General features: G+C 58.4%; 13 protein-coding genes. 5 read left to right on the top strand and 8 right to left on the bottom strand.

Annotated elements, in window-relative coordinates:
- Nucleotides 1-180 precede the first annotated feature (180 nt).
- On the top strand, nucleotides 181-615 hold the full coding sequence (locus tag SIB38_RS11395) for a universal stress protein (protein WP_294113590.1): 435 nt from the start codon (nucleotides 181-183) through the stop codon (nucleotides 613-615).
- Nucleotides 616-644: 29 nt separating this feature from the next.
- Nucleotides 645-2,147: an alanine/glycine:cation symporter family protein gene (locus tag SIB38_RS11400; RefSeq protein WP_294113588.1), complete on the top strand. Its 1,503-nt coding sequence runs from the start codon at nucleotides 645-647 to the stop codon at nucleotides 2,145-2,147.
- Nucleotides 2,148-2,222: 75 nt separating this feature from the next.
- On the opposite strand, the gene SIB38_RS11405 is transcribed toward SIB38_RS11400, so the two are convergent.
- From SIB38_RS11405 to SIB38_RS11420, 4 genes are all read right to left on the bottom strand, one after another.
- Nucleotides 2,223-2,888 carry a ZinT family metal-binding protein gene (locus tag SIB38_RS11405; protein WP_412550171.1) on the bottom strand — a complete coding sequence of 222 codons (666 nt, stop codon included), beginning with the start codon at nucleotides 2,886-2,888 and terminating at the stop codon, nucleotides 2,223-2,225.
- A 205-nt stretch (nucleotides 2,889-3,093) separates the two neighbouring features.
- Nucleotides 3,094-4,119 carry an arsenic resistance protein gene (locus SIB38_RS11410; protein ID WP_412550172.1) on the bottom strand — a complete coding sequence of 342 codons (1,026 nt, stop codon included), beginning with the start codon at nucleotides 4,117-4,119 and terminating at the stop codon, nucleotides 3,094-3,096.
- A 34-nt stretch (nucleotides 4,120-4,153) separates the two neighbouring features.
- Complete coding sequence (locus tag SIB38_RS11415; RefSeq protein WP_412550173.1) at nucleotides 4,154-5,293, bottom strand: NAD(P)-binding domain-containing protein; 1,140 nt, start codon at nucleotides 5,291-5,293, stop codon at nucleotides 4,154-4,156.
- Between the two features lie 386 nt (nucleotides 5,294-5,679).
- Nucleotides 5,680-7,257, bottom strand: a complete 1,578-nt coding sequence (locus SIB38_RS11420; RefSeq protein WP_412550174.1) for an arylsulfatase — start codon at nucleotides 7,255-7,257, stop codon at nucleotides 5,680-5,682.
- Nucleotides 7,258-7,405: 148 nt separating this feature from the next.
- Here SIB38_RS11420 and SIB38_RS11425 point away from each other — a divergent pair, with 148 nt between their 5' ends.
- Nucleotides 7,406-8,323: a LysR substrate-binding domain-containing protein gene (locus SIB38_RS11425; RefSeq protein WP_412550176.1), complete on the top strand. Its 918-nt coding sequence runs from the start codon at nucleotides 7,406-7,408 to the stop codon at nucleotides 8,321-8,323.
- Here SIB38_RS11425 and SIB38_RS11430 read toward each other — a convergent pair.
- The 4 genes from SIB38_RS11430 to xylF all read right to left on the bottom strand — a co-directional run bounded on the left by SIB38_RS11430 (nucleotide 8,320) and on the right by xylF (nucleotide 12,458).
- Nucleotides 8,320-9,243 carry a glucokinase gene (locus tag SIB38_RS11430; protein ID WP_412550177.1) on the bottom strand — a complete coding sequence of 308 codons (924 nt, stop codon included), beginning with the start codon at nucleotides 9,241-9,243 and terminating at the stop codon, nucleotides 8,320-8,322. The genes SIB38_RS11425 and SIB38_RS11430 overlap by 4 nt on opposite strands.
- 55 nt (nucleotides 9,244-9,298) lie before the next feature.
- Nucleotides 9,299-10,063 carry an ATP-binding cassette domain-containing protein gene (locus SIB38_RS11435; RefSeq protein WP_294113569.1) on the bottom strand — a complete coding sequence of 255 codons (765 nt, stop codon included), beginning with the start codon at nucleotides 10,061-10,063 and terminating at the stop codon, nucleotides 9,299-9,301.
- 11 nt (nucleotides 10,064-10,074) lie between these two features.
- The gene (locus SIB38_RS11440; protein WP_412550178.1) at nucleotides 10,075-11,340 is read right to left on the bottom strand and encodes a sugar ABC transporter permease; all 1,266 of its coding nucleotides are present in this window, start codon (nucleotides 11,338-11,340) and stop codon (nucleotides 10,075-10,077) included.
- A gap of 149 nt (nucleotides 11,341-11,489) precedes the next feature.
- The gene (xylF, locus tag SIB38_RS11445; RefSeq protein WP_412552038.1) at nucleotides 11,490-12,458 is read right to left on the bottom strand and encodes a D-xylose ABC transporter substrate-binding protein; all 969 of its coding nucleotides are present in this window, start codon (nucleotides 12,456-12,458) and stop codon (nucleotides 11,490-11,492) included.
- Between the two features lie 254 nt (nucleotides 12,459-12,712).
- Between xylF and SIB38_RS11450 the strand changes: the two genes are divergently transcribed.
- Nucleotides 12,713-13,906, top strand: coding sequence for an ROK family transcriptional regulator (locus SIB38_RS11450; protein WP_294113563.1), 1,194 nt, complete (start codon nucleotides 12,713-12,715; stop codon nucleotides 13,904-13,906).
- Complete coding sequence (locus SIB38_RS11455) at nucleotides 13,896-15,437, top strand: CRTAC1 family protein (RefSeq protein WP_294113560.1); 1,542 nt, start codon at nucleotides 13,896-13,898, stop codon at nucleotides 15,435-15,437. The genes SIB38_RS11450 and SIB38_RS11455 overlap by 11 nt, the downstream gene beginning before the upstream one ends.
- Nucleotides 15,438-15,451 lie beyond the last annotated feature (14 nt).

Here is a 15,451-nt window from a genome sequence, read left to right on the forward strand (position 1 = left end):
TTTTGGGCGCTAGCAATCAGTGTTTTCAAGGCATTTGTCTGGCGCATTTTGAGAACAGGACTTATTTGTTGGGAAAACTGGCTCTATTGAGTGATGTCTGCTTGACCTAGGGTCGGTCAATTTAGACGGGAACGACGCAAGATCGATACGCCTAAATGTATATTCAATAGGGAGTAAGTTATGGAAAATGTTGTACTATTGGCGGTGGATGGGAGTGACGGGTCTGACCGTGCGCTCGACCATGCTATTGCCAGAGCGAAACAGGGTGGGGCCAAAGTTGTTGTTGCCTATGTGATTGAATGGTCGCCGTATTCCTTTAGCACCGCTGAAGAGAACGCGACCCGCCACAAACGTCGGGAAACCGAAATTGAACGCGCCAACTCAGAGATTGTCGCCCCCGCCCTAAAGAGGCTTGACGGGGAAAGTTTGGAGTACGCCGGGATTGTACGTCACGGACACCCCGCGGAAACTTTGATTGCCATCGCCAAAGAATACGGCGCGGTTCAGATCTTAATCGGCCGCCGAGGCCACAGCGGATTGAAGTCGCTGCTGTTTGGCAGCGTCGCAGGCAACCTGATCCAGACCGCGCCTGTGCCGGTTGTCGTCGTTCCTTGATTTTGAATTTGAGTGTCCGGAGGAGCATTATGACTCGCATCCTGTTTTTTCTGTTTGCAGCGCTTTCGATCGCTGGGCCAGCCTATGCTGGCATTGATGAAACCATCAACAATTTCACCGCGCCGATTGCCTCGTTTATTGGCTCAGTCGTGTTTTTTAAGATCCCGGTTGCCGGGGCCAATCTTCCGCTTGTTGTGCTGTGGTTGGTCGTGGGGGCTGTGTTTTTCACCTTCTATATGGGCTTCATCAATCTGCGTGGGTTCAAGCACGCAATCGCGCTTGTCCGGGGGGATTACGCAGACCCCAACAGCGCTGGCGAAGTGTCGCACTTCCAAGCGCTTGCCACAGCGGTGTCCGGCACAGTGGGCATCGGTAACATTGGCGGGGTCGCGGTTGCGGTGACCGTGGGCGGCGCCGGGGCGACGTTCTGGCTGATCGTCGCGGGCTTTTTGGGCATGTCCACCAAGTTTGTCGAATGTACGCTTGGCGTGAAATACCGCAATGAGAACCCGGATGGGTCTGTGTCGGGTGGCCCGATGTATTATCTGACCAAAGGGTTTGAAGAGCGTGGCATGGTGGGCTTTGGCAAGTTCATGGGCACGTTTTATGCCATCGGTATTTTTATCGGCGCTCTGGGCATTGGGAACATGTTCCAATCCAACCAGGCCTACGTGCAATTGAACACCGTCGCCGGTGGGGCGCTGGATGGCTACGGTTGGCTGGTGGGCTTGATCCTTGCAGGGGTTGTTTTTGCCGTCATCATTGGCGGGATCAAATCCATCGCCCGCGTGACTGAGAAGATTGTGCCGTTTATGGCGATCTTCTACTGCGTGTTTGCGATCATCGTGATCCTGATGAATTTCACCTCGATCCCGGCAGCGATTGGCAACATTTTCTCCGGCGCTTTCACCGGTGAAGGCGTGACCGGCGGGGCCTTGGGCGCGTTGATCATTGGCTTCCAGCGGGCGGTGTTCTCCAACGAGGCGGGCATTGGGTCCGCGTCGATTGCCCACGCTGCTGTGCGGACCGATGAGCCGGTGACAGAAGGCTATGTGTCGTTGCTGGAACCCTTCATCGACACCATTGTGATCTGTACCATCACCGCGCTTGTCATCGGCACAAGCCAAGTGGCTGATCCCAACTTCGCGGGGGAGGCAACTGGCGTTGCGATGACCTCAGCGGCGTTTGAGCGTCAGATTGGCTGGTTCCCTGTGCCTCTGGCGTTTGGGGCACTGCTCTTTGCCTTCTCAACCATGATCTCCTGGTCCTACTATGGGCTTAAAGGATGGACCTACCTGTTTGGCGAAGATCAGACACTGCAGACAGTCTACAAGCTGATCTTCTGCGCATTTGTGGCTTTGGGCTGTGTTGTGCAGCTGGGTCCGATCCTGGATATCTCGGATGCGCTGGTGTTCCTGATCTGTGTGCCAAACATTCTGGGTCTTTATTTCCTGGCCCCCGTGGTGAAACGCGAGATGCGGGCCTATGTGGCAAAGCTTGAGAGCGGGGAGATCCAGCGGTTTAAGCACTAAGGACCTTTGATCCTGTAGAGTGGCCCCCACCAGCGATGGTGGGGGCCATTTTTATATGGGGGCGGACTAATCCAGTCAGTGGCTGGTCATGTTTTCTACGATGTCCGCGCCGCTCCAAGCGGCAGGGAAATAGGTGGGCCAGTTGGTGACTTCTTCCAGCAGGGCGGCGCGGTCGTCGCCCCAATAGAGGTGGTAATGGTCCACCTTGGTGGGCACCATTTCGTGGTCGCTGAACTGAATGTACTGCGGTGCGGCGGCGTCGCCACCGGATTTTTCATAAACGAAGCGGATGCCTTGATTGCCGGATTTGTAGGTCAGGATTTCATAGCCGTCCGCTTGATAAGTGCCTTGCACCGGTTTGCCGTCTTTGAAGAAGGCAACGGTGTCGCCTGCGATCTGGATGCGGTCGACATCGGTTTTGAAACCCGTTTCATAGTAGGCGCGGTACTCCTCGGCGGTTTTTTTGCCGCTTTTGGCTTTGTGTTCCAGCACGGGATCAAGGGTGCCGTCCTGCAAGAAGGGGTAGACGGATTGCCAGTCGTTTTCCCAATCGGTCAAGGCGCGGGCTTGCACCTTGGACTCGTCGATCAGTTTTGGCTCAGCCTTTTTGTGATCGTGGGCATGGGAGTGCTTGTGCTCTTTGGTGTCGGTTGTGGCGGATTGTGCCACTGCCTGGGATGAAAATGCGATCAGCGCGCCAATGGAGAGGGCGGTGAGATGTTTGAAAGCAGTGTGTTGCATAGGGTGTCCAATTTTCACTCAGGAATCATGTTATAACATAACATATGGGCCCTTTAACGTGTGATTTTGGTGTGTTCAATATTCTTTGGAGTGATTTGAGAACAAAGGCGCAGTGGTAGGCTGCGCCTTTGTCCCTAGGAGCAGCAAGGCGAGGATCGTCTTGGGATCTGCTCCTATCTCCGATTAATGTTGTCGGGATTGCGGCTTAGGAAGCGACAACCGCTTGTTGGCCGGCTTGGCGCAGCAGGATTTGTTTCAGCGCGGTGAGGTGGGGGAATTCGATCAACATGCCAATCACAAGGGCGGCCAAGATTAATGGCTGGTCCGGAATTGCGACGGCCGTAATCGCCAGCATCATGGGGGCATTCCGCGCGGCGGTGGTCATCGACAGGAGCGCGTGTTTTGGATGATCCAGACCTGCGAATTTTGAGAGCAACTCCCCTAGGATGAATGTGGCCACGAAGAACAGGAAAATCGCGAGTAGAATTGTGGCGAAGGCATCGGCATGCGCGGCAATGACGCCGATGTTGGCCGCAAAGATTTGCAGGATCAGCGCAGCGATCACCACTGGCACAATGTGGCCGACCCAGCGCACGACAAATTGAAAGCTGGCGTCCGGAAGTAGTTTGTCGAGCGCGAACCGGAGCACTTGCGCGGCGATCAGCGGAACAACAAACCACTCGGCCAACGTGCCCGGGATGGATGCGAAATCGACAAGACCTGTGTGGCGCGTGAACAGCCAAAGCCAGACCGGGAAAAGCAGGATCTGTGTGAGCATATTGATTGGAATGAGGGCTGTGCCCAATGCGGTGTCGCCACGCGCCATTCGTGTGAAGCCAAGAAACCAGTCGGTGCAAGGAGACATGAAGTAGATAACCAGCCCCGTGAACAAAAGTGGCTGGCCTGACAGAAACAGGGACGCAATGCCAAAGCCGATGAATGGGATAATCAGGAAGTTGGCCACCCAAGTGAGACCGAGGAAACGTAGGTTGCCAAAGCCTTGGACAATGGACTTGGGGCGCAGTTCGAATAGCAAAAGCGAGATCATAAGGAGCAGCGTTGGGTCAATCCAGTTTGAGGCCGTGTCGCCTGTGGTCGGGGACAAAAGTCCCATCGATGCCCCGGCGAGCATGGCTCCCAATAACAGGGCGGCAACGCCACCCCCCGCCAAGCCGGGTTCAGTGGTGTTGGGGGCATCGGGGGGCTGTGGCACAATGTGTTCAGCGGTCATGGAGCGAGATCACTTTCTTTGAGATTTGGAGGTGTCAGCAAAGGCACATGTCGTCGTCGCAACAGGAAAGGTCGTCGAGGAACATGTTGTTTTCGTAGTAAATTTCGAGAGGTGAGGTATCCACACCCATGCGGGCTGCGATGGCGCGCGCGACCACTGCAAAACGCTGGCGAAACTTGTAAATGAAACAGAAGAGATGGCCGTTGTGGGAGACTTCTGGGCCGACAAGGAAGAGGCCGGGGAAGACTGCGGACTCGTCCTGTGAAGACAAGAGCGGAGACCCGTTGTCATCATAGTCGAAGTATTCTGAAACCGGCGCTGTGCCGCTGCCAAAACCGGTTGCAAGGATTGGCGTGTTGGTGGACAGCCAGCTTCGCCCGTCCGCGGCAAGGATGTGGATGCCGTCTTGTTCTTGGTCCAGAGCGATGATTTCAGCATCCGGTATGAGCGTGATGGGCGCGGTTTCGCGGGCTTCATCAAGCCGCTGCAGTGTGTATGGGGAGAGGCTCTTGCTTGGATCTTTGTCCCCACCCAGCCACGGCGCGCCCGAATCCAGCACGATCGGGTGTTTGCCTGCGCGGGCCAAACCGATCGCCGCATCTATTCCGCTTTCGTACCCACCAATAATAAAGACCTCTTCGCCAGGGACGTCTTGCCAGTTGCGTACCTGTCCGTAGTGTATCGCCAATTCTGCGCCTGGTAGATCGCCGTCAGAGGGGGCACTAAATTGTCCGCAGGCCCAGATGACAAAATCAGCGGTAAACTGACCGTGATTGGTAACCAGCGCAAACCCTTCGCCTTCCGGCAAAATGGATTGTGCTTCGACGCCGCATTGAACATTGATGCCAAAGGCGACAGCGGCATGTTCCAAGTATTGCGCGTAAGCCAATCCATCAGGGTGTTCGCGCCGCAGAGACCATCCTGGGGAACTGTCAAAGCTGATGGCGTTGAGGTCTGTCATGCCAAAGACGTTGCCCGCAAAAGACGGTGTCAAAAGCTTGGTGCCGGATGGCCAATTGAGAAAGCTCTGGCCGACCTTCCCGCGTTCCAGCACCCAGACGTCGGGGATAGCGAGGTCTCGCAGTACGCGGGCAACGCCAAGGCCAGCCGGGCCTGCGCCAATAATCGCAACGCGCATATGGTCGGGAAAGTGGATGTTGTCTTTACAGATCATCGTCTTAGCGCCCCGAGTGTAGGAGACGGTTTTGGAGAGAAAACTATGGGCGAATATTGAGTTTGGCGGCCGGTGCAGCAGAAGCTGCTTGCGGTCAAAGTGCCGGAGTGCATCGGGCAGACATCCTATTGGGGGCGCCTTTCCAGAAAGGAGACGCAGGTGTTGGGGTGTTTTGCGGGGCTGAGCCGCACCATTGGAGTGGGGCCGGTCTACTTTCAGGAGAGAGAGACGCTTCGCTGACTACGTAATGTTATATTATTACGTATAGTTAGCAGGCAGCAAGGCGGATTGTCAGGGTGTGGCTGGTAAACGAAAAAAGGCGCAGCCGAGGGGCTGCGCCTTTGGGATGGCAAGGTGGAGGCGGGAGAGGGTGTCCCGAGGTGCCTCTACTGGGACATGCCACCTTCCGTTGAGACCTGTTCTTGCACGTGATCCTCGTTGCCGACGGCTTTGCCGCGCGGCGGGAAGTCCGCAAAGGTGGACAGGTGCTTTTGCACGAGGCGGGCTGCCGGGCCAAAGGCCCACATCTTGTTGCCCATCCAGCGGGTGTACATGCCGGATTCCTCCGCCGCTTTCTCATACGGATCGCGCCGCAGGTTGAAGAGCAACGGGGCGTTGAGCTCTTCTTTAGGGCCGGCCCAGCCTTTTTCCTGGATCACAAAATGGGCTTTCCAGTCGTTGTAGCGCACGGCCTGAAGATCGGTGCCTTCATAGTAGATGATTTCCTTGCGGTTGCTGCCTGTTTCGCCGCGCAGATAGGAGAGCTGATTGTAGCCGTCCAAATGCACCTTGTAGCCTTCATGGCCTTCCAGCATGGCTGCGGGCAGGTCCTCTGGTCCGCCAGCGGCGGCAACCAGGGTGGGCATCCAGTCCATGGCGTCAAAGATGCCGTTGAGCACCTGACCTTCGGCAATCTGGCCGGGCCAGCGCACCACGGCTGGCACGCGGAAGCCGCCTTCCCAGGTGGTGCCTTTCTCGCCATGGAACGGCGTGGTGCCGCCATCCGGCCAAGTCATGGTTTCCGGGCCGTTGTCAGAGGTGAACAACACGATGGTGTTGTCGCTGATCCCGCGGTCATCAAGATGCGCGAGCACTTTGCCGATGTTGTCGTCCAGTTCCTTCATGACCACGTCTTGAAGCCCACGCCCATCCCCGAGCATGGCTTCATATTCCGGACTCAGGTGAGTCCAGACGTGGGCGCGGGCAGGGGCCATCCAAACAAAGAAAGGCGTATCTGCGTCCACGGCGCGGTCGATGAAGTCCAGGGTGTAAGTGGTGACTTCGTCGTCCAGAGTTTTCTGACGTTCGGGCGGGGCGGCGCCGTCGTCTTCGATGCGTTGCTTGCCGACCAATCCCCAGCGTGGATCGACGGTCTCGTCCATGGTGTCGGTGGCGTAGCTGTGAATGATGTTGCGGGGGCCAAATTGGTTGTTGAATTCGGGATCATCCGGCCAATCCGGGTCGGTGGTGTATTCCATGGCGTTGAGGTGGTAGAGCCAGCCCCAATACTCATCAAAGCCTTTGTTGGTTGGCAGGAATTGGTTCAGGTCGCCAAGGTGGTTTTTGCCAAATTGGCCGGTGGTGTAGCCCAGCCCCTTGAGCATGTTGGCCAGAGTTGGATCGTTTTCGTTTAAGCCAACGGGATCGCCGGGCAAGCCCACGGTGTGCATGCCGGTGCGGACCGGAAACTGCCCGGTGATGAAGGCCGAGCGGCCTGCGGTGCAGCTGGGTTGGGCGTAGTAATCGGTGAAGCGCGCGCCTTCGGCGGCGAGTTGGTCGAGGTTGGGTGTCTCGATGCTTTTCACACCTTGATGGTAGCTGCCGAGGCTGGCCCAACCGACGTCATCGGCCATGATCACCAGAATATTGGGTTGCTCGGTTTCGGCGAGGGCGCCTTGAGCGGCGAAGCCCAGTGCCGCGATGGTTGTCGTCATCGACACCATCATTGCAGGGAGTTTTGACACGAAATCACATCCTAAATACTTGCGCGTTTTCAAACAGGTCCAGTTACCTGCTGCAAAGTAAGGTTGTGCGCAGAGATGTGGCAACGGAGGTTTACAATGGTTTCAGGATTTGAAAGTTTGGCTGCAAGAATTGAAATTGAGGCTAGGCATGCTCACTGAAACGTCGCTGGAAGCGTTTTTCCATTTGGCAGAAACCAATAGTTTTCAGGAGGCTGCACGACGGATGGGGGTCTCCAATGCGTCCCTGACGCGTTACATTCAGCAGGCGGAAGAACAGGCGGGAATGGTGTTGTTTCACCGTGGTCGCAACAACTGTCGATTGACCCGTGCAGGTCAGGAGTTTTTGCCGCTGGCGCGTAAGCTGGAGCAGGAATTGGGCCTGTTTTCACGCCAGCTGGAGTTGTTGCGCTCTGGCGAGGGGCGGCAGCTGCGGGTTGGTTGCGGGCCGTTGGTGCCGCGGGCGTTGATCCAGTCGGTGCTGCGGGAGGTGATGAAGGCGCATCCGAATTTGCGGTTCCAACTGGATGTGAGCGCGCGGATTGCGCCGCTGGAGCGGATGCAGGCGGGGGAGATCGACATGTTCATTGGCGATCTGACCCATACGCCGGAAGCGGACAATGTGGAGATCATGATGATTGCCAAACGTCCGGTGATGTTTGTGGCGCGGCCTGAGCATCCGATCCATGACCTGGGCGTGGTTACGCTTAAGCAGGTGTTTTCTTACCCGTTTGCCTCGCCGCATTTGCACAAACACTGGCGCGCAACCTTGATCAAGGCGCTTGGCGGGGACGCCGAGGCGGACGCGATAGTGAAAGCCCTGCCGCAAGTGGAGAGCGACGACTACCACTTTCTGGCGCAGTTGGCGGCGGAGGATGGGTTTGTTGTTGGCGCGGTGGCAGAAACGTTTGAAGAGATGCGCGCGCTGGGGCGGCTTAAGGAAGTGCCCACCCGCGCGCCGATCACATGGAATATCTGTGCGGTGCGCAAGACCGAGGATGTGACCGAGGCGCAGGAGGCGTTTTGGCAGCAGTTGAAGGCTTACGAGGTCAACCCGGCGGCCGCTTAGGACGTCTGCTCCAGATATTGCAGGCAGCCTTCGAGCGCGGCGGCATCGTCCGTAATCAGGCTGATCGGGATGTGGGTCGGGTCCAGAATGTCATGGGCGTCGCGGGTGAGCTCTTCCATAAAGTCGGACAGCGCCGCGGAGGTCAGCACGCCGCGGGAGGCGGAGCCAGCAAAGGCCACGCCGTCGCGCGGCATATATTGCAGGATCATGGCTTGCGTCAGGCGGCCCAAGGCGCGGGCAAACAGGCGCACGGTGCGGGTGGCGTTTGTGCAGCCGTTGGCAAAGCCGTCGACAATGTCTTTGCCGCCCTTACGTTGACCGCTGACCACCTGGTGCAGGCGTTCCAGACCACGGCCGCAGAAGCAGTCCTCATAGGTGACAAAGACATCCGCGCCGTCGCCCAATTCGTCGCGCAGCAGTTTGCCAACGGAGTAGGGCAGCTCGGCGTGACCAAGTTCGGCTTCCATGGCGGTCAGGCCGCCACGGGCGTTGCGACGGGTGGGGCTGACGTTGAAACCGGTGCCCATGCCAGCCACCAGTGCCTGGCCGTTTGTCGGCTCGTGTTTGGTGCCGCAGACCGGATCGGTGGAAATCCGCGCCAGCGCGTAACCCAGAGCGGAGAGATCGTTGATCAGTTCCGCATGGGGCGCGCCGGTTTGGTCGCGCAGATTTTCCACGCTGAGGAACCAGTCGCGGTTGGTGAGTTCGCCTTCGCCGGAATGCACGGGACCGGCGATGGCAATGCACACCCCGGCGAGGTCGCCGGGGGTGGTTTTTTCAAGATAAGCAGCAAGTACGGCGTCAAAGCTGTCGTAGTCATCATTGGTGGCGCGCATCACGCTATCAATCTGCACGCCGGAAGCATCCGCCAGTGCCAAGCGTGTGTTTGTGCCGCCAATGTCTCCAACCAGGAACGTCATAGTACCGCTACTTTCTTCATCTGAGTCAATTCGTTGGTTCGTGTAGCGAATTAAATCAGGTTTGAACAGGCACGCCTTCGGGCTTTTTGCCCAAAATAATCATGCCCAGCAAATCGTCGTCGGTGACGTCATCCACGTTCACGGTGCCAACCAATTGACCGTTCTTCATCACCGAGGCGCGATCACAGAGTTCCATGACATCGTGGATGTCGTGGCTGATCAGGAAGATGCCGATGCCCTGGGCCTTAAGCTGTTGGATCAGCTCGGAAACCATTTGGGTTTCATGCGGGCCAAGCGCGGCGGTGGGTTCGTCCATGATCAGGATCTTGGCGTCGAAATACACGGCGCGGGCGATGGCCACGGACTGGCGTTGACCACCCGAAAGCGCAGAGACCGGCTCGGCGAACTTTTTGAAGTTCGGGTTGAGCTTGCCCATGATCTTGCGCGTTTCGGCCTCCATGGCGTCGTCATTGACGGTGCCTAACGGCGTGGTGAGTTCACGCCCCAGGAAGAGGTTGGACGCCGCATCGAGGTTATCGGCCAGCGCAAGCGTCTGGTAGATGGTCTCGATGTTGTATTTGCGGGCGTCGCGGGGATTGTGGATCTCTGCTTTTTCGCCGTTGATGTAGATTTCGCCACCGTCACCCTGATAGGCGCCGGAGAGGATTTTGATCAGGGTGGATTTGCCCGCGCCATTGTGGCCCAGAAGGCCCACCACTTCGCCCGGCATGAGATCGACGGAGACGTGGTCCACCGCTTTGATCCCGCCAAAGGAGATGTGGATGTCGCGCATTTCCACGAGAGGGGTTTGCTTGTCCATGATGTTTCTCCTTATGCGCCAGTGCGGCGGCGGTAGACGATGTCGACCCAGACCGCGAAGACCAGAACCACACCCACAACGATGTTTTGCAGTGGCGCGTCGACGCCAACCGAAGCCATGCCGGATTGCAGCGACTGCATGATCAACGCGCCAATCACGGCGCCATAGATGGTGCCAGCGCCACCAGCGAGGGCCGTGCCGCCAATGACGGCTGCCGCGATCACGCGCAGCTCATCCAGCGTGCCAAGGCCCACATCCACTGCGTTCAAGCGCGCGGAGGCGATGATTGAGGCGATGCCGGTCAGCGCGCCCATCAGCGCGAAGATTTTCACGGTCAGAAGGCGGGTGTTGATGCCCGACAGCTCGGCCGCTTCAGGGTTACCACCGGTGGCATAGATGTAGCGGCCAAAGCGGGTCCGGCGGGCGATGATGGTCATGACAATCGCCACGGCCAGCAGGATCACCACCGGAATGGCCACACCGTGGTTCCAAACCAGACCGTCAGTGTATTCGATGCCCTGCGCTTCGGTCATGCGACGCATCGCACCTTTGGGGATCGGGTAGCTGTTCATGATCGATACAAAGAGCAGGATGCCGCCGGCCGCGATGGCCATGAGGATGCCTTCGGCCCAGGCAGGTTTTACGGCAAAGCCGTGGGAGGCTTTGTTGCGGCGGCTGAGCAGCATGAAGCCCACAGCGACGAGTGCGGCAACGATGCCAAAGAGCCAGCTCATGGTTTCGCCCAGGGTGCCCTCCGCGCCGCCACCAAGTAGGCGGAAAGTTGGGTCTAGCGGGGCTTGCGTCTGGCCCTTCGTGACCCACCACATAGCGCCACGATAGACGAGGAAGCCGCCGAGGGTAACTATGAAGGCAGGTACGGTCAGGTAGCCGATGATCCAGCCTTGGAAGGCGCCGAGCACGGCGCCCATGGTGATGGCGAAGATCACGGCGATGATCCAGATCGACCAGTGGCCGAGACCAACGACGTCTGGCAGGATTTGTACCTGCAGCGCCGCGGTGGCCATGCCGATGAAGCCGAGCATCGAGCCGACGGACAGGTCGATGTGTCGGGTGACGATGACAAACACCATGCCCGTGGCCATGACGGCGACGGAGGCGGTTTGCACCGAGACGTTGAAGAAGTTTCGTGGTGAGAGGAAGCGGCCATCTGTGAAGATGCCAAAGACGATCCATATCACAACAAGCGCGCCGATCATTCCAAGCAGGCGGGGATCCAGCCCCAGCTTGTTGATCAGGTTCTTAGCTTGGTTTTGCATTGTGCGTTCCCTTTTTGGTTCGCGATGCTTGAGACATCTCCCCCAGTCTGCGCGGAGTGTTCCGCATCAGTCAAAGGGCTTAAAAATCTCAGGGGAGTGGGGAAATTAAGTGCCCCCCCGCGCCGTAGAGCGGAGGGGCAGGGTTTAGCTTATTGGCACGCTGCGACGGAGGAGCCGGCGCAGAGCACGTCTTTCTCGATCCAGCCTGCGTCCAGAACAACGTTCAGGTTGTCAGCGGTCACTGGAACTGGTGCGAGGAACATGGAGTTCAGTGTGGTGCCGGCTGGAGAGGTCCATTCTGCGGCGCCGTCTACGTCCATGCCTTTGGCAAGCGACACAGCGATTTCACCGGCGGCGTTGCCCAGAGCGCGGGCGTCTTTCCAGACAGATACAGTCTGGGTGCCCATGGCGACACGGTTCAACGCAGCGTGGTCACCGTCCTGACCGGAGACTGGAATGCCTTCCATGCCCTGTGCGGTCAGTGCGGCTACAACGCCGCCAGCGGTGCCGTCGTTCGACGCGATCACAGCGTCAACTTTGTTGTCAGCCGCGGTCAGGATCTGCTCCATGTTGCGCTGGGCGTTGGCTGGCACCCAGCCGTCGGTGTAGGCTTCGCCAACGATCTTGATGTCGCCGGAATCGATTGCCGCCTGAATGATTTCCTGCTGACCACCGCGCAGGAAGTCTGCGTTTGGATCGGTGGGCGAGCCTTTGATCATCACGTAGTTGCCTTTTGGCATGGCTTCGAGCACGGCACGGGCCTGCATGCGGCCCACTTCGACGTTGTCAAAGGTCAGGTAGAAGGCGCGGCTGTCTTCGATCAGACGGTCATAGGCGATCACTGGGATCTCTTCATCGGCCGCGGCCTGCACAGCAGGACCAACCGCGGACGCATCTTGCGCCAAGATGATCAGCGCGTCGGCGCCTTGAGCGATCAGGCTTTCGATGTCGCTCAGCTGTTTGGCAGAAGAACTCTGCGCGTCAGCGGAGATGTATTTGGCGCCAGCGGCGTCCAATGCGCCTTTGATGGCGGCTTCGTCGGTTTTCCAGCGCTCTTCCTGGAAGTTGGACCAGCTTACGCCGATGACCAGATCATCAGCCCAGGCTGCGGTGCTCATGAGGGCGCCGGCGATAACAGCCGTCGCGGTTGCAAAAAGTTTCATGGTGTCCTCCCAAATGGTCTTCCCGGTGGCGTGGCCGAAGTGAGTCGGCTCTGACCGGGTGTGACCAATGGTAGCGCAATAAATTTGTAAATCAAATTAAATAAGCTAACCTTGCATTGATCCGACAAACATCGGCATGGTTTTGACGCCGGGGAAGGGCAGCTTGTGTTTTGGTTGCAGACCGTGTCCGGTGAAGAAGGAGCCAGTATATGTCTGTGAATCAAAGAGAAATTGGGCGGCGTAAGCTGCTGGGAGAAATTCGCAGGCAGCAGCGTGTTCCACGCATTGACCTGAGCGAGCTGACCGGAATCAGCCGTGCAACCGTGACAACCATCACCGCAGAGTTGCTGCGGGAAGGGTTGATCGAGGAGGTCTCTAGCGACCTGGGCGAGAAAGATTCGAAACGCGGACGCCCAAAGGTGGATCTGAAGATTCGCGGGGCGGCACGGTTGATTGCGGGGGCAAAAATCTCCCACAAGACCATCTCTTTGGTGCTGCTTGACTTTGAAGGCACGCAGTTGGCCGCTCATGAGGCGGAGCTGGAAGAGGCCGTTATGCCGACCGAAGACATGACGGTGGTTTTGGCGGACCTTCTGGAGGTGCTGGCGCGAAAAATGGGCCTGTCCCGTGCAGACATTGCCGGGTTTGGGCTGGGGATCGCGGGCATTGTCGATGCGCCGCGTGGATTTGTGCATTGGTCGCCGTCTCTGGACAGCCGGAACGTGATGTTGGGTGATATCCTTGGGCGCGGGCTGGGTATTCCTGTGTTTATCGACAACGATGCCAACCTCGTCGCCATGGCGGAAAAGAGTTTTGGCCTGGGGGTGGGGCACAATGACTTCATTGTTGTGACCATCGAAAGCGGTGTTGGCATGGGCATTGTGATCAACAACGAGATTTACCGAGGCACGCGGGGCTGTGGCGCGGAATTTGGCCACACCAAGGTGCAGCTCGAGGGAGCGTTGTGTCGCTGTGGGCAGCGGGGATGCCTGGAGGCCTATGCGGCGGACTATGCTTTGACCCGTGAGGCGATGATGGCCAGCGGCGAGGCGGCGGAGCGGGAGGTGGAAGACATCTTGCGCGCGGCGAAAGAAGGCGACGAGATGGCCGCCTCGATTGTCAGCCGCGCTGGGCGCATGTTTGCCATGGGCTTGGCCAATATCGTGAACATCTTTGATCCGGAGCTGATCATTCTGGCGGGCGAGCAGATGCAATCCAGCCATCTTTATGCGGAAGAGGTGATTGAAGGCATGCGCAAGTTGATTGTGCAGGTGGATAAGGCCCCGCCGGAGGTGGTGGTGCACAAGTGGGGCAACCTGATGTGGGCCCGTGGGGCCGCGGCCTATGCGCTTGAAAAGGTGTCGGAAAACGCGCTTCTGGAGATGGCAGAGAATGTGGCTTAAGGGCGTCAGCGCACTGGCACTTGTCGCGGCAGGTTCCGCGCAGGCCGAAGTTGGTTTTGCACCGGTGGACGTTGCAGAGCATGTCTATGACGGCGGCTGGGAGTTTTATGTCGGTGGCGGCGTGGCGGCGTTTGATTGCAGTGGGGACGGCTTGCCGGAACTGGTGGCGGCGGGGGGGGAGAACCCTCCGATTTTGCTGCGCAACCGGAGTGCGCATGGCGGTGTCGTGACCTTTGAGGAAGACACGCCGGATGCTTTGATGATGCCGGGGACCACGGGGTTTTATCCGCTTGATATTGATGGCGATGGCTGGCTGGACCTTGTGGCGTTACGGGTGGGTGAGAACCGCCTTCTCAAAGGCGGGCCGGAGTGCCGTTTTGAACCCATGGACGTGCCGGGGTTTGATGGCGGCGATGCCTGGACCACGGCGTTTTCCGCCACCTGGGAGCGGCAGGATGTGCTGCCGACATTGGCGTTTGGCAATTACGTAGATCGCGACGATCCCAAGGGGCCGTTTGAGGCCTGTGATGAGAATGATTTGTTTCGGGCTTCCGGCGAGGGGTATGTCCATTCCACGTTGACGCCGGGGTTTTGCCCGCTGTCGATCTTGTTTTCCGACTGGGGCCGTTTGGGCCGCGCGGATCTGCGGATGAGCAATGACCGGCATTACTACGTGAAAGGCGGCGCAGAGCAGCTTTGGGCGATGGAGGCCACACCGCGGCTCTATGGTGAGGCGGATGGCTGGGCCACGCATATGCTGTGGGGCATGGGCATCGCGGAGCGGGATCTTGATTTTGACGGTAAGACAGAGGTGTTTTTGTCGTCGATGGGCGATCAGCGGTTGATGAAGCGTGTGAGTGCGGAGGCGCCAACGTTTGAAGACGTGCCCTATGAAATGGGCACCTCGGCGCATCGGCCCTACACTGGTGGCGACGGGCGGCCGTCGACTGGTTGGCACATCAGTTTTGGCGATGTGGACAACGACGGGTTGGACGATGTGTTCATTGCCAAGGGCAATGTGCAACAGATGCCCGGTGCGGCGATGGACGACCCCAACAATCTGTTGATGCAGCAAGTGGATGGGACCTTTGCGGAGCAGGGCGACGTGGCGGGGATTGCCACTTTGGCGCGTAGCCGTGGCGCGGCGCTGGTGGATATGAACCACGATGGGCTGTTGGATTTGGCGGTGGTGAACCGACGGGCGCCGTTGGAGATCTATCAAAACGTCACTGAAAGCACGGGCAATTGGGTGGCCCTGACCCTGATGGGGAAAGAGGCCAACAGCCAAGCCGTGGGAGCCTTCATTGAGGTGAAGGTGGGCGATCACGTTCATCTGCGGGAGATCACCGTGGGCGGTGGCCATGCGGGGGGCGTGTCCGGGCCCCAGCATTTTGGGCTGGGCGATGCGGACAAAGTAGAAGTGCGCGTGCGCTGGCCAGATGGTACACAAGGCGACTGGATCGAAGTGCCGGTGAATGGCAGCTGGCGGCTGTGGTCCGAAGGGCCGGTGACGGTGTTGTCGGCGTATTGAGCAGGCCGCGTGGA

The sequence above is a fragment of the Shimia sp. MIT910701 genome, from assembly GCF_047126315.1.
GTDB lineage: Bacteria > Pseudomonadota > Alphaproteobacteria > Rhodobacterales > Rhodobacteraceae > Shimia.

Excerpts from the sequence above, each read along its gene's own strand:
- SIB38_RS11395 (WP_294113590.1), top strand. The coding sequence starts at position 181 with ATGGAAAATGTTGTACTATTGGCGGTGGATGGGAGTGACGGGTCTGAC.
- SIB38_RS11400 (WP_294113588.1), top strand. The coding sequence starts at position 645 with ATGACTCGCATCCTGTTTTTTCTGTTTGCAGCGCTTTCGATCGCTGGG.
- SIB38_RS11405 (WP_412550171.1), bottom strand. The coding sequence starts at position 2,888 with ATGCAACACACTGCTTTCAAACATCTCACCGCCCTCTCCATTGGCGCG.
- SIB38_RS11410 (WP_412550172.1), bottom strand. The coding sequence starts at position 4,119 with ATGACCGCTGAACACATTGTGCCACAGCCCCCCGATGCCCCCAACACC.
- SIB38_RS11415 (WP_412550173.1), bottom strand. The coding sequence starts at position 5,293 with ATGATCTGTAAAGACAACATCCACTTTCCCGACCATATGCGCGTTGCG.
- SIB38_RS11425 (WP_412550176.1), top strand. The coding sequence starts at position 7,406 with ATGCTCACTGAAACGTCGCTGGAAGCGTTTTTCCATTTGGCAGAAACC.
- SIB38_RS11430 (WP_412550177.1), bottom strand. The coding sequence starts at position 9,243 with ATGACGTTCCTGGTTGGAGACATTGGCGGCACAAACACACGCTTGGCA.
- SIB38_RS11435 (WP_294113569.1), bottom strand. The coding sequence starts at position 10,063 with ATGGACAAGCAAACCCCTCTCGTGGAAATGCGCGACATCCACATCTCC.
- SIB38_RS11440 (WP_412550178.1), bottom strand. The coding sequence starts at position 11,340 with ATGCAAAACCAAGCTAAGAACCTGATCAACAAGCTGGGGCTGGATCCC.
- xylF (WP_412552038.1), bottom strand. The coding sequence starts at position 12,458 with ATGAGCACCGCAGCCTGGGCTGATGATCTGGTCATCGGCGTAAGCTGG.
- SIB38_RS11450 (WP_294113563.1), top strand. The coding sequence starts at position 12,713 with ATGTCTGTGAATCAAAGAGAAATTGGGCGGCGTAAGCTGCTGGGAGAA.
- SIB38_RS11455 (WP_294113560.1), top strand. The coding sequence starts at position 13,896 with ATGTGGCTTAAGGGCGTCAGCGCACTGGCACTTGTCGCGGCAGGTTCC.